Raw genomic sequence first — 13376 nt, forward strand, 5'->3', positions numbered from 1 at the left:
TTGAATCAAGGGGGGCTTTCCTTCTCTGTCACGCCAGATCTGAAAAACGGCTCATTTATTTTTGAGTTTTTTCAAACCCGCGCTTCGACGCTCACCCAGTAGCGGGTAAAGCGCCTCACCTTCACCGGCAAACTGATTTCCAGCAGATCAAGAATCCGCTCGCTGTCGTCCAGCGGGTAAGTCCCGGAGATCAGCAGGTCGGCGACGTTCCGGTCGCAATTGAGCTGGCCGCGACGGTAGCGGCCGAGTTCGTCGAGGAAGTCACCGAGGCGCATGTGCGCGGCCACCAGCATGCCGTCGGCCCAGGCGCCGCTGTTGGCGTCCAGCGGTTTGGCTTCGCCGACGGATGTCGAACTGAAACTCAGTTGACGAGCGACTGACAGCCAGATCGGTGCGCGTCCGTTAGCGCTCAGTTCGACCCGGCCCTCAAACAGCGCAACCTGCGTGCGGTCGGCAAACTGGCGCACATTGAGGCGTGCGCCTTGGGTTTTCAGCGTCCCTTGGGCCGTGCGCACTTCGAACGATTGCGCAGCCGTCAGGAGTATTTCGCCTTCGAGCAAGCGAACCAGTCGCGCCGAAGTGTCGACATCCGCAGCACTGGCCGTGTTGAGTTGCAGCTGATCGCCGCCACCGAGCGCGACCTTGCGCCGTTGTCCGATCGGACTGCTGTAGTCAGCGAGCAACGACGGCAGCGGATTGTGCTCGCGCATGCCCCAGGTGACCGCCGAACCGGCGCCAAAAATCAGCAGCAGTTTCAGCGCCTGACGACGGCTGCCGGACTTCGCTCCGTTCAACGCCGCATGCGCCAGTGGCGATGACACACCGCGCAAACGCTGATTGACCCGCTGAATATGCTCCCACGCCCGCCGGTGTTCGCTGTGCGCCTCCAGCCATTGTTGCCAGGCCTGTTGCTGGCGCGGGGAGAGCGTGCCCTGCTGCATTTCCATCAGCCAATGCACGGCCTGCTCAGCCACTTGGGCGGAGAAATCCGGCGCGCGGTTCATAGGGCGAAGTAGCAGCGCATGGCGGCTTTGTTCAGATGACGTTTGACCGTGGCCACGGAAATGCTGAGTTCGGCGGCGATCTGTGGATAGGTCAGGCCATCGACCTGCGCCAGCAGAAAGGCGCGTTTGACCAGGCGCGGTAAACCGTCGAGCAACTCATCCAGTTCCATCAGGGTTTGCAGGATGATCGCTTTGTCTTCTTCCGACGGCGCGGCCATTTCCGGCATCTGCGCCAGCGTCTCGAGGTAGGCGCGCTCCAGATCCTGGCGGCGGTAATGATTGAACAGAACGCGCTTGGCCAGCGTCGTCAGAAAGGCGCGCGGCTCGATGATTACCGGCGGCTCGCGGGCGGTCAGCACTTTGATGAAGGTGTCCTGCGCCAGATCCGCCGCGTTGTCCGGGCAGCCGAGTTTGCGCCGCAGCCAGCCGGTGAGCCAGCCGTGATGGGCCTGATAGAGCGATTCGACGGGATGGGCGGACGACAACGGTGGACTCCGGGCGCTTTCTTGACGCGGTAGAGAGTGTGCGTTAGAGAACAAGAACTGTTCGCATTGTAGTGGGCGAAGCGCTCAACCGGCAATCAGATGCTTTTGCGTATGAGAATATTTATCATTAATATTGCTCGCTTGTAGGTTCGGCTCATCGGCCGGACGTTTTTCGTTTCAGGGTCGAAACATGAAAGGCAAACTCGCCACACTCCCCATGTCCTATCGCCTGGCCGTCACCTCACGGGTCCTGGCTGCGGTGTTTGGCGGCTATCTCGTTGCGGCGCTGGCCAGTGTCACCCTGACGCTGTGGCTGCCGTTGAGCCGCGCCGAAGCGGTGGTGACCGGCATGACCATTTCCTTTCTGGTCTATCTGGTGGCGGTGCTCTGGTGTTTCGCCTGCCGCACGGCGTGGTCGGCCTGGGTTGGTTTGCTGGTGCCGAGCGTGATTCTGGCCACCATCTCTGGTGTGGCACGCGGATTGGGTCTGGCATGAAAGCGGGCTTTCGTCAGGCGATGGCCTGGCTGCACACCTGGGCCGGACTGGTGTTCGGCTGGTTGCTTTTCGCGATTTTTCTGACCGGGACGCTGGCCTATTTCAAGGATGAGATCAGCCACTGGATGCAGCCGGAAATCCCCGCACGATCGGTGAGTGCCGAGACGAGCCTGACGCTGGCCCAGGATTATCTGCAGCAACACGCGGCTGGCGCCTCACGCTGGCTGATCGATTTGCCTGATGCCCGAGATCCCGGCCTGACCGTGCGCTGGCAGCCAGCGCCGGCCAATCCCGGCGAGCGCGGGCGTTTCGAGTCGAAAACCCTCGACGCGCAAACCGGCGCCGAAGTGCAGGGTCGCGACAGCATGGGCGGCGAGTTCTTCTATCGATTCCACTTCCAGTTGCAAATGCCCTATCCGTGGGGCCGCTGGTTGGCGACGATTGCCGCGATGGTGATGTTCGTCGCGCTGATCACCGGAATCATCACCCACAAGAAAATCTTCAAGGACTTCTTCACCTTCCGCCCGCGCAAGGGCCAGCGCTCTTGGCTCGACGGGCATAACGCAGTGGGTGTGCTGGTGCTGCCGTTTCATTTGATGATCACCTACAGCAGCCTGGTGATTTTCATGTCGATGGTCATGCCGGCGAGCATCGTCGCGTCGTACGGCAATGACGTGCGCAAGTTCTATGACGAAGTTTTCCCGGCATCGAAAACACCGGAGCGCGCCGACATTGCGGCACCGCTGGCGGCCATGGCGCCGCTGTTGAGCAAGGCCAGCGAGCAATGGTCGGGCGGCCACACGGCGCGCCTGTCGGTGAGCAATCCGGGGGATGCCAATGCGACGGTGGTGCTGTCCCGTGCGGGCGATCGCGTGGTGCATGATTTCGGCCGCGCCGTGACCTTCAATGGGGTGACCGGGCAGATGCTCGGCAGCACACCGGAGCAACCGCTGGCGATGGCGGTCGGTGGTGCGTTCTACGGCTTGCACATGGGCCACTTCGCCGGGCCGCTCTTGCGTTGGCTGTATTTCATTTGCGGACTGGCCGGCACGGCGATGATCGGCACCGGGCTGGTGATCTGGCTGGGCAAGCGTCAACTCAAACATGCCAAGAGCGGCGTGATGCCGTTCGAGTTGCGGCTGGTGGAAGTATTGAATATCGCCAGCATGGCCGGGCTGGTGTCGGCGGTGGCGGTGTTCTTTCTGGCCAATCGTCTGTTGCCGGTGAATCTCGCCGGGCGTGCAGATTGGGAAGTGAACGCGTTCTTCATGGCTTGGGGCTTGAGCATGCTGCACGCGCTGTTACGACCGGGACGCAAAGCCTGGGTTGAGCAGCTTGTGCTCGGCGCCGCGCTGTTTGTCGCGGTGCCGCTGATCAATGCGCTGACCACCCCTTGGAATCTCGGCGCCAACTTGATGCGGGGCGACTGGGCGTTGGCCGGTGTTGATCTGACGTGCCTCGCAACAGGTCTGTTTCTGGCGTGGGCCGCATGGAAAATGCAGCGCGCCAGCAGCACCGTCAGCGTTAAAAAGCCTCGTCGCGAAAAAGCCCGGCCGATCACCCTTGAACAAGGGGTGAACTGATGCTGTTGCCATTGTTGCTCACCTACGCCGGATTCACCGCGTTATGCCTGTCGATGCCTCGCCGCCACGACGAATTGCTCGGTCGCAAACCGTCCACCCGTCGCCGTCAGGGCCTGAAAGTCGGCGGATGGTTATTGCTGTGTTTGTCGCTTTGGGCGGCGGTGAAGGTCAACGGCTGGAGCTTCGGCCTGGTCGACTGGTTCGCCGTGCTGATGCTCAGTGCCTTGGCGTTGGTCTTGTTGCTGCCGTATCGCCCGCGGCTGGCCTTGGCGCTGGCCGGGTTCAGTCTGCTGGCCAGCCCGGTCGCCGCATGGGCGCAGTGCTGACGTGCTGATCGGTCTGCCGCCGGAATCCCGCGACGATGAGCCGCGCGGGGCGCGTGCGCATTTTCTTCAGGTGTTCCTGTCCCAGCGTGCGCAAATGGAAGCGCTGGTGAACCGGCGTGTCGGTTGCCGCGCGACGGCGGCAGACCTGGTGCAGGATCTGTTTCTGCGTTTCTGGCGGCGGCCGCTGGTGCAGGTCGAAGAACTCAGTACCTATCTTTTGCGCTGCGCCGGCAACATCGCCATCGATCATCTGCGCAGCGAAGGCACGCGCACGCGGGTCAACGAAGGCTGGCAACCGGACGCGCCGCACAGCCACGGCAGCGAACCGCAAGCGGCGCTGGAAGCGGGCAATGATCTGAAGCATGTCGAAGCGGCGTTGCGCGCCTTGCCCGAGCGCACCCGACAGATCTTTTTGCTCAATCGCATCCACGGCCGCAAATACGCGGACATCGCCAAGGCCATGGGCCTGTCCCAAAGTGCCGTGGAAAAACATATGATGCGCGCCCTCGAGGCCTGCAAGGCCAGTCTGCGCGAACCCGCGCCACGCCTGCCAGGGAAAGCACCGTGAAGCCCGCCGATTCCGTTACCCCCACGCCCGCGCAAGAGCAGGCCGCGTTTGCCTGGTTGAGCCTGCTGCATGATCGGCCGAGTGCCGGCGATCAACTGACCTTCAGCCAATGGCTGCGCGCCGACCCGGCCCATGCCGAGGCGTATGCGCAGGCGCAGGTGCTTTGGGAACTGAGCGAAGGCCCGGCACGAATGCTGGCAGATGAAGAAGCCTCGGCGTTGCAGGGTTATCTTGATGCGATGGATCGCCCGCGTCGTCCAGCGCTGTTGCGTTGGTCGGCGGCGCTGGCGATGGCGGCGTGCCTGCTGCTGATGGTCAGCCTCGGCACCGGCTGGCAAGCGCAGCGCTGGCTCGATGATCTGGGCGCCGATTATGTCTCGGCACCCGGCGAGATCCGCACGGTGACGCTGGCCGATCAATCGCAAGTGACGCTGGATGGCGACAGTGCGATTGCCGTGGATTTCAGTCATGGCGAGCGCCGTGTGCAGTTGCGCCGTGGTGCCGGGTTCTTCAGCGTCAGCCACACCGGCGAGCCGTTTGTGGTCGCGGCGGAGCAGGGCGAGGCGCGGGTGCTCGGCACGCAATTCGAAGTGCGTCTGCAACCTCACGGTGCGCAGGTCACGGTGTTGACCGGGAGCGTTGGTGTGACGGCGGATCGTGATGCTGAACAGCAGATTCTTACGGCCGGTCAGCAGGTCGCTTTTGCTGGCGGCACCGCAGAAAAACTGCACGCGGTGGACAGTGAGGCGCAACTGGCCTGGCGTCAGGGCTGGCTGACTTACTACAAGTCGACGCTGGCCGATGTGGTCGAGGATCTGCGGCGTTATTACCCGGGGCGGATTGTGTTGCTCAACGAGGAGCTGGCGGCGCGCAAGGTCAGTGGCAGTTTTCCCAGCAAGGATCCGCAGGCGGTGTTGAATTCTTTACAAGGGGTGATGGGGTTTGAGCAGCATCAGGTGTTGGGGCATCTGATTATTTTGCGCTGAAGCAAAAGGCAAAAGATCGCAGCCTTCGGCAGCTCCTACAGGGGATCGCATTTCAATGCAGGCGCTGCCGAAGGCTGCGATCTTTTGATCCTGAAAAATATTTTCAGATTTGTGGTGAGGTAAACCCGAACCCCATCCGTGTAGTGACTGAAACTGCGAGTCATTCGCATCCGTTGCGGTTCTACACAGGTCATTGAGCAATGAAGTCCAGGGCAAAATCGGGTTCGGTCAAACAATGGTTAGGCGTGTCGGCACTGAGCTTTTCGGCATTGGCGCTGTTGCCGCTGAGCGTCGCGCTCGCCGCTGAAACCGTCAGCAGCCAAGCGCAAAAGCAGTTCAATTTTTCCCTGGCCGCCAAACCGCTGCCGCAAGCCTTGAGCGACTTCAGCCGCGTCACCGGGCAGAGCGTGGTCTACACCGACGAAGCGCCGTACGGTCTGACGGCACCGGCCGTCAATGGCCAGATGAGTGCCGAACAGGCCCTGCAACGTCTGCTCAGCGGCTCCGGCCTCAACTTCCGCCGCACCGACAGCCACACGCTGGCGCTGGAGCCCAAACCCACCGAAGGCGCGTTGAACCTCGGCGCCACCACCATCACCTCGACCCGCGACGAATCGATGAGCTATCAGCCGCCGGAAACCAGTTCGGTGATGCGTTCGTCGGCGTCGTTGCAGGAAGTCCCGCAGACCGTCAACGTCATCCCGGCGCAAGTCATCCGCGATCAAGCGCCGCGTAATCTGGACGATGCACTGGCCAACGTCAGCGGCATCACTCAAGGCAACACCTTGGGCAGCACCCAGGATTCGGTGATGACGCGCGGTTTCGGTGACAACCGCAACGGCTCGATCATGCGCGACGGCATGCCGATCGTGCAGGGGCGCGGCATGAATGCCACGGTCGATCGGGTTGAAGTGCTCAAAGGCCCGGCCTCGCTGCTATACGGCATTCAAGACCCGGGTGGCGTGGTCAACCTGGTCAGCAAGAAGCCTGAACTGACGCAATACAATGCCCTGACCTTGCGCGGCTCGACTTACGGCGACGGCAAGAACGGCAGCGGCGGCAGCCTCGACAGCACCGGCCCGTTGGGCGATTCCGGGCTGGCCTATCGCATGGTGCTCGACCACGAAGACGAAGATTACTGGCGCAACTTCGGCACTCACCGTGAAACCCTGATCGCCCCTTCGCTGGCCTGGTTTGGCGAAAGCACCAAGCTGTTGTTCGCCTACGAGCATCGCGAATTTCTCACGCCGTTCGACCGTGGCACGCTGATCGATCCGCGCACCAATCACCCTTTGGACATCTCGCGCAAAGAGCGCCTCGACGAGCCGTTCAATAACATGGAAGGCCGTTCGGACCTGTACCACTTCGAAGCCGATCACGAGCTCAACGACGACTGGAAAGCCCACTTCGGTTACAGCTGGAATCGTGAAACCTACGACGCCAGCCAGGTCCGCGTGACCGCTATCGACACCAAAAAAGGCACGCTGACCCGCAGCATGGACGGTACCCAGAATGCGATCAGCACCGACCGCTTCACCACCGCCAGCCTCGAAGGCAAGGTCAACGTGCTGGGCATGCAGCATGACCTGGTGTTCGGCGTCGATGACGAGTACCGCAAGATCTATCGCGAGGACTTGATCCGGCAGAAAAGCCTGACCACTTTCAGCTACATCAATCCGGTGTACGGTCGTGAAGTCGCCGGTACGACCGTCAGCGCTCCCGACAGCGCGCAGACCGATGAGCTGCGCAGCGATTCGGTGTTCATGCAGGACTCGATTCACCTCAATGACCAGTGGATTCTGGTCGCCGGCGGGCGCTTTCAGGAGTACGACCAGTACGCCGGCAAAGGTGTGCCGTTCAAGGCCAACACCGACAGCAACGGGCAGAAATGGGTGCCGCGCGCAGGTCTCGTGTATCGCTACACCGACGCCTTGTCGTTCTACGGCAGCTACACCGAATCGTTCAAACCCAACTCGACCATCGCCCCGCTGAGCGGCAGCAGCACCGTGCTCGATGGCAGCATCGCCCCGGAAGAAGCCAAGTCGTGGGAGCTGGGTGCGCGGCTGGACATGCCGGGGCGTGTCACCGGCAACATCGCGTTGTTCGACATCAAGAAACGCAACGTGCTGGTGGCCAATTCCGAAGGCCCGACGACGATTTACAGCGCCGCCGGTGAGGTACGTTCGCGCGGTCTGGAAATGGACCTGACCGGTCAATTGACTGACCACTGGAGCATGATCGGCAGCTACGCCTACACCGATGCCGAAGTGACCGAAGACCCGGATTACAAAGGCAAGCGCCTGCAGAACGTGGCGAAGAATTCCGGTTCGTTGTCGGCGGTGTATGACTTTGGCAGCGTGATTGGCGGCGATCAATTGCGCGTCGGCGCGGGTGCGCGGTATGTCGGCGAACGTGCGGGTAACGCGGTGAATGATTTTGACCTGCCGAGCTACACCGTGGCTGATGCGTTTGCCACGTACGACACCAGGGTTGAAGGGCAGAAGGTCAAGTTTCAGCTCAATGTGAAGAACCTGTTTGATCGCACCTATTACACCTCGGCGGCGAGTCGGTTCTTTGTGTCGATGGGGGATGCGCGGCAGGTTTCGTTGTCCAGCACCCTGGAATTTTAAGGCAAGATCACAAGCCCCTCACCCTAACCCTCTCCCCGAGGGAGAGGGGACTGAGCGTGGGATATTCGAGAGATACACCGACCTGAAAGTAATGCTTGGAATCCATAGTCGATTCGATTTTTCAGGTCGACGTACAGCGCAAGACACCTCGGTAGGTCCCCTCTCCCAGAGGGAGAGGGGACTGATTGGGGGATATTGGAGAACTGCGCCGACGTGATCGATCTTTACCGAATCCAAAATCGACTCGGTCATTCAGGTCGATGTACAACGCCAGACACCTCGGTCGGCCCCCTCTCCCTCTGGGAGAGGGCTGGGGTGAGGGGAAAAGGGCTTAACGCAAAAACGCCTGCCGATACTCACCCGGCGTCCCGCCCAGAACCTGCTTGAACCGATTGGTGAAATGACTCGCACTGGCGAACCCGCACGCCAGCGCGATCTCGCCCAACGGCAACGCCGTCCCGCGCAACAACTCCCGCGCCCGGCTCAAGCGCCGCGCCAGTACGTATTGATGCGGCGGCAGACCGAAACTCGTCCGAAACATCCGCGCAAAGTGGTATTCCGACAGCGCACACAACCCGGCCAATTGTCCGAGGCTGATCGGCTCGGCCAACTGAGTGTCGATGAACTCCACCAGTTGCCGACGCTGGTGTGGCGCCAGTCCACCCTTCAAACGCAAGCCCTGACGCGCGCCGACCTGACTGAGCAAGGTGTGGCTGATCAATTCATGGGCGAGGCTACTGCTCAGCAAGCGTTCAGCAGGCTCGTCCCAATTCAGCGTCAGCAACTGCCGGAAGCGTTGCGCCTGTTGCGGATCTTCGAGAAAGGTCTGCTCGCGCAATTGCATCTCACGCGGTTCGCGATCGAGCAACGTGACGCAACCGAGGGCAAATTGTTCGGCGCTGAAATACAGGTGCGCCAAGCGGATATCGCCGTTGATCACCCAGCCCGATTCATGATCGGCCGGCAGGATGCACAGCTTGTCCGGCCCGCCTTTCTGCCCGGGTTGATCGCGACGAAAGGTACCGGTGCCTCCGGCGATGTAGCAGGACAACGTGTGGTGGGTGGGCGCTTCGTAATCTTGCGCATCGTGGTGGTTGGTCCACAAAGCGGCAGACAAGCCGTCACCAAGCTCGGCGCTGTGCACCAGGCGTGCATTGGGCGAGCTGTTTAACGCTTGAAAGACTTGCAGGGTATCGATGGCGGCCATGGTCGGTTCTCTTCAACGCCTTGCATCCTACTCCGTGGGCACCGCGCTGCCAGCCTGCCGCCAGACAAAAGCGCAAGAATCTGCAAGCGCTCAAACCAGGTCCGGGCAGACACTCAAGGCCTATCGAGGAGTGTCTGCCATGAACCTGTCGTTGTATTTGTTGACCGTGCTGATCTGGGGCACCACCTGGATTGCCTTGAAATGGCAACTGGGCGTGGTGGCGATTCCGGTGTCGATCGTCTATCGCTTCGGCCTCGCGGCGCTGGTGCTGTTTGCGCTGTTGCTGCTCAGCCGTCGCCTGCAACCGATGAACCGTCGCGGGCATCTGATCTGCGTGGCGCAGGGCCTGTGCCTGTTCTGCGTCAACTTCATGTGCTTCCTGACCGCCAGTCAGTGGATCCCCAGCGGTCTGGTTGCGGTGGTGTTTTCTACCGCGACGCTGTGGAACGCGCTGAATGCGCGGGTGTTCTTTGGTCAGCGCATTGCACGCAATGTGCTGATGGGCGGTGCGCTGGGGCTGTTCGGCCTGGGCATGTTGTTCTGGCCGGAACTGGCCGGGCATCAGGCCAGCCCGCAAACCTTGCTGGGGCTTGGTCTGGCACTGTGCGGGACGTTGTGTTTCTCGGCAGGCAACATGCTCTCGAGCCTGCAGCAGAAGGCCGGCCTCAGGCCGCTGACCACCAACGCCTGGGGCATGGCTTATGGCGCGGCGATGTTGTCGGTGTGGTGCCTGGTCAAAGGCATTCCATTCGACATGGACTGGAGTCCGCGTTATGTCGGCGCGCTGCTGTATCTGGTGATTCCCGGTTCGGTCATCGGCTTCACCGCGTATCTCACGCTGGTCGGGCGCATGGGTCCGGAGCGTGCGGCTTACTGCACGGTGCTGTTTCCGGTCGTGGCGCTGAACGTCTCGGCTTTTGCTGAAGGTTATCAGTGGACAGCGCCGGCGCTGGTCGGTCTGGTGTTAGTGATGCTGGGCAATGTGTTGGTGTTCCGCAAACCCAAGGTGGTCGTGGCGCCAGTACAGGGAAAGTTGGCTTGAAATAAACGAGCGCTAAACTTCAGCGCTCGACTTTCAAGGTGATGTAAATCATTACCGGGAAGATGAAATCAACGATATGTCGCGCCCAGTCCTTGGCATTCCATGATTGCGAAGTGTCCATGTCGAACCATTCGACACCTACGGTTTGCAAACAGACGTAATAAATGAAGATGGCCGCGAGTATGCCCATGATCGAGAACTTTTTTGCCTCGTGGAATACTTCTGCGGACGCATTTATGTGGCGATATAGCTGATACGTGCCTATCAGGCACAGCACGGTATACGTAACTTCCAGCGTAATGATGAACCAGTAGATCCGGTGATGGATCATCGGTGATTCAATGGCGCGGTACTTGATGGTTTCGCTGGCAGTGGTGGTGTCCATACTCAGGATATGAGCCACGTAGGTGTAGTTTGAATTGTAGTCAGTAAAGTTGTGGATCATCACCAGCACGCCAAAGAAGCTGATGTAAGCCATTAATATGACTTTGCTGTAACGAATGAGTTTGTCGGTTGTCAGGGTGTTCAAGGTATTGGCTCTCCATAGCGTTTGTCGATTATTCGACAGGCAGGCAGAGCTTATAATGCTGTTGTTTGATTGGCTTTTTTGTTCAATTTCAAGTTGTGTAACGCATAACTAACGGGCAAGTGCAATAACGCACTTGCCCGTATTTTTTTATCCGCGCCAGACTTGCGGGTTGACCAGATCCTGCGGGCGTTCGCCGAGCAGGGCACTGCGCAGATTGGCCAGCGCACGATTGGCCATGGCTTCGCGGGTTTCATTCGTCGCCGAGCCGATGTGCGGCAGGGTCACGGCGTTACTCAACTGGAACAGCGGCGATTCGGCCAGCGGTTCTTTTTCGTAGACGTCGAGGCCGGCGCCACGAATGCGCTTGTTTTGCAGGGCTTCGATCAACGCCGGTTCATCGACGACCGGGCCACGTGAGATGTTCACCAGGATGGCGTCGGGTTTCATCAGCGCCAGTTCGCGATGACTGATCAAGTGGCGGGTCTTGTCGCTGAGCGGCACCACCAGGCAGACGAAATCGGCTTCGGCGAGCAGTTGATCGAGGCTGCGAAATTGCGCGCCGAGTTCCTGTTCCAGGTCGGTCTTGCGGCTGTTGCCGCTGTAGATAATCGGCATGTTGAAGCCGAAGCGGCCACGGCGGGCGACGGCGGCGCCGATGTTGCCCATGCCGACGATGCCGAGGGTTTTGCCGTGGACGTCGCAGCCGAACAGCGGGGCGCCGACGCTGGCTTGCCATTGCCCGGCCTTGGTCCAGGCGTCGAGTTCGGCGACGCGGCGGGCGCTGCTCATGATCAGGGCAAAGGCCAGGTCGGCGGTGCTTTCGGTGAGCACATCCGGGGTGTTGGTGAGCATGATCCCGCGTTCGTTGAAGTAGTCGAGGTCGTAGTTGTCGTAGCCGACGGAGACGCTTGAGACCACTTCCAGTTTGGCGGCGTTTTCCAGTTGTGCGCGGCCGAGTTTGCGGCCGACGCCGATGAGGCCGTGGGCGTGGGGCAAGGCTTCATTGAATTGGGCGTTGATGTCGCCGTTCTTTGGATTTGGGACGATGACGTCGAACTCCTGTTGCAGGTGTTCGATCATGGGCGGGGTGATGCGGCTGAAGGCCAGGACAGTTTTTTTCATCGTTGTTGGCTCTTGTTCGGGCTTGATACCTAGCACGCTAACATTTCTGGCTTGGGGTTGTCTTGGCGGCCTCTGGGCCGACCAGGTTTTGGGTGGTGTTGGGTTTATATCCGTTTTTTGGGGGATGGCGGCTTAGGGTTCCGCCCTTACGGCGGGTCACTTTTTCCAGACGCCCGGAATGCCGGCCCAGAAAAAAGTAACCAAAAAGGCTTGCTCCTACGTGCGGCCCGCTCGCTGGGGCTCGGGGTTCCTTCGCTCCGACGTCGCCTTACAGATCAAGAGCTGCAGCCGAGCTAACGCTCATCCTGTTGAATGGTGAGGAGCGGGGCGTGGTCGGCTTTGGTTTTGTGGTGGATTTGCCCCTCACCCCAGCCCTCTCCCGAGGGAGAGGGAGCCGATGGTGGGCCTCTCAAAATTTGCGTTCAACTCGGACTTTCACGTCGGCGCAACTCTACTAAACACCTCGGTCACTCCCCTCTCCCTGCGGGAGAGGGCTAGGGTGAGGGGCTTTTAGCTGTGTGTTGGGGATTGGGGAGTCCCGCACGCGGTTCACCGCCCGTTCGGCGAGCAGCAGTAGCTGATACCTGCTTGTGCCTGCACTTGAGTCAGACTTTGCAACCTGAGTGGTCAGTGCCCTCATCCCTCGATGATCTCAAGGCCTTGCACATCAATCTGACCATCATGAATCTGGTGCTCCTTGTTATTGTTGTCGAAGTCCTTGAAGGTGAAGTTGAAGGTGGCTTTGAAAATACCATCGGCAATATCGAACTCTTCTACGTCAATTGAGCCCGCATCTTTAATGCTGGTATAGTATTTTGTAATGTGGTGTTGTATATACAAAAAGTGAAACGGGCATGGGAATTTCTCCGTGAAGAAATGTTTGCCTTTCTCGATTTTTGCATCAAATATCAAGTGAATGGTAAATGAGGTGCTTGTGGAGTTTTGATAGGTCGCCTGTAATGCCACCAGTTCTCCATCACTCACAAAGAAATCGGGTTTCCCTTCAAATTTATCGGTGAAGTAGTCTTTGATTCTGGCGTTCACAGAACCGGTTCCTGATTCTCTACGTCCTTCAAATGTATCTCTTGTAATGGTCATGTCTTGCTCCGTTAAATCAAGTGCGGGATTCACTGGTAGTGTTAGCGTGGAGCAGATAATAAGGAACTGTCAGGTTTGACAGGTTGGCTATACCATTTGGCTATAGTTGTTCTATCAACCATAACTCTTCAGGTTTGATTGATTTCTCCAAAGTTGAATCTCTGTCCGTCGGTGGAAGACGCCTGTCAGATGCTCACGCCAGCCCCCTCCCCGAGGAGAGAGGCGATTTGGGGGCTTTCAGAGCCTGAGTTCGACTCGGTATTTCACGTCGGTGTAACTCGCCCAAACACCTCGGTCAGT

General features: G+C 59.6%; 13 protein-coding genes. 7 read left to right on the top strand and 6 right to left on the bottom strand.

What is annotated here, in order from left to right; all coding sequences use genetic code 11:
- Positions 1 to 71: 71 nt before the first annotated feature.
- Positions 72 to 1004 (bottom strand): DUF4880 domain-containing protein, encoded by a 933-nt coding sequence (locus QZR14_RS10105; RefSeq protein ID WP_311996465.1) that lies wholly within the window; start codon positions 1002 to 1004, stop codon positions 72 to 74.
- The gene (locus tag QZR14_RS10110; RefSeq protein WP_311996466.1) at positions 1001 to 1489 is read right to left on the bottom strand and encodes a sigma-70 family RNA polymerase sigma factor; all 489 of its coding nucleotides are present in this window, start codon (positions 1487 to 1489) and stop codon (positions 1001 to 1003) included. The genes QZR14_RS10105 and QZR14_RS10110 overlap by 4 nt, the downstream gene beginning before the upstream one ends.
- A 190-nt stretch (positions 1490 to 1679) precedes the next feature.
- Between QZR14_RS10110 and QZR14_RS10115 the strand changes: the two genes are divergently transcribed.
- The 6 genes from QZR14_RS10115 to QZR14_RS10140 all read left to right on the top strand — a co-directional run bounded on the left by QZR14_RS10115 (position 1680) and on the right by QZR14_RS10140 (position 8078).
- Positions 1680 to 1985: a DUF3649 domain-containing protein gene (locus QZR14_RS10115; protein WP_311996467.1), complete on the top strand. Its 306-nt coding sequence runs from the start codon at positions 1680 to 1682 to the stop codon at positions 1983 to 1985.
- Positions 1982 to 3568 carry a PepSY-associated TM helix domain-containing protein gene (locus QZR14_RS10120; protein WP_311996468.1) on the top strand — a complete coding sequence of 529 codons (1587 nt, stop codon included), beginning with the start codon at positions 1982 to 1984 and terminating at the stop codon, positions 3566 to 3568. Before QZR14_RS10115 ends, QZR14_RS10120 begins: the two co-directional genes overlap by 4 nt.
- On the top strand, positions 3568 to 3894 hold the full coding sequence (locus QZR14_RS10125) for a DUF3325 domain-containing protein (RefSeq protein WP_311996469.1): 327 nt from the start codon (positions 3568 to 3570) through the stop codon (positions 3892 to 3894). Before QZR14_RS10120 ends, QZR14_RS10125 begins: the two co-directional genes overlap by 1 nt.
- Before the next feature lies 1 nt (position 3895).
- Positions 3896 to 4462: an RNA polymerase sigma factor gene (locus QZR14_RS10130; RefSeq protein WP_311996470.1), complete on the top strand. Its 567-nt coding sequence runs from the start codon at positions 3896 to 3898 to the stop codon at positions 4460 to 4462.
- Positions 4459 to 5448 carry a FecR family protein gene (locus tag QZR14_RS10135; RefSeq protein WP_311996471.1) on the top strand — a complete coding sequence of 330 codons (990 nt, stop codon included), beginning with the start codon at positions 4459 to 4461 and terminating at the stop codon, positions 5446 to 5448. The genes QZR14_RS10130 and QZR14_RS10135 overlap by 4 nt, the downstream gene beginning before the upstream one ends.
- A 200-nt stretch (positions 5449 to 5648) precedes the next feature.
- On the top strand, positions 5649 to 8078 hold the full coding sequence (locus QZR14_RS10140) for a TonB-dependent siderophore receptor (RefSeq protein WP_250607723.1): 2430 nt from the start codon (positions 5649 to 5651) through the stop codon (positions 8076 to 8078).
- Between the two features lie 331 nt (positions 8079 to 8409).
- Here the strand turns inward: QZR14_RS10140 and QZR14_RS10145 are convergent, their stop codons facing one another.
- The gene (locus tag QZR14_RS10145) at positions 8410 to 9285 is read right to left on the bottom strand and encodes an AraC family transcriptional regulator (protein ID WP_250607724.1); all 876 of its coding nucleotides are present in this window, start codon (positions 9283 to 9285) and stop codon (positions 8410 to 8412) included.
- 139 nt (positions 9286 to 9424) lie between these two features.
- On the opposite strand from QZR14_RS10145, the gene QZR14_RS10150 reads away from it, so the two are divergent.
- On the top strand, positions 9425 to 10327 hold the full coding sequence (locus QZR14_RS10150) for a DMT family transporter (protein WP_250607725.1): 903 nt from the start codon (positions 9425 to 9427) through the stop codon (positions 10325 to 10327).
- Positions 10328 to 10346: 19 nt separating this feature from the next.
- On the opposite strand, the gene QZR14_RS10155 is transcribed toward QZR14_RS10150, so the two are convergent.
- The 3 genes from QZR14_RS10155 to QZR14_RS10165 form a co-directional block, all read right to left on the bottom strand.
- Positions 10347 to 10856, bottom strand: coding sequence for a DUF2165 family protein (locus tag QZR14_RS10155; protein WP_122598000.1), 510 nt, complete (start codon positions 10854 to 10856; stop codon positions 10347 to 10349).
- Positions 10857 to 11003: 147 nt separating this feature from the next.
- Positions 11004 to 11978: a 2-hydroxyacid dehydrogenase gene (locus QZR14_RS10160; RefSeq protein WP_311996472.1), complete on the bottom strand. Its 975-nt coding sequence runs from the start codon at positions 11976 to 11978 to the stop codon at positions 11004 to 11006.
- Between the two features lie 636 nt (positions 11979 to 12614).
- Entirely contained in the window at positions 12615 to 13076 is a 462-nt protein-coding gene (locus QZR14_RS10165) for a hypothetical protein (protein ID WP_250607338.1), read from the bottom strand.
- Between the last annotated feature and the right edge of the window lie 300 nt (positions 13077 to 13376).

The sequence above is a fragment of the Pseudomonas sp. rhizo66 genome, assembly GCF_031931925.1.
GTDB lineage: Bacteria > Pseudomonadota > Gammaproteobacteria > Pseudomonadales > Pseudomonadaceae > Aquipseudomonas.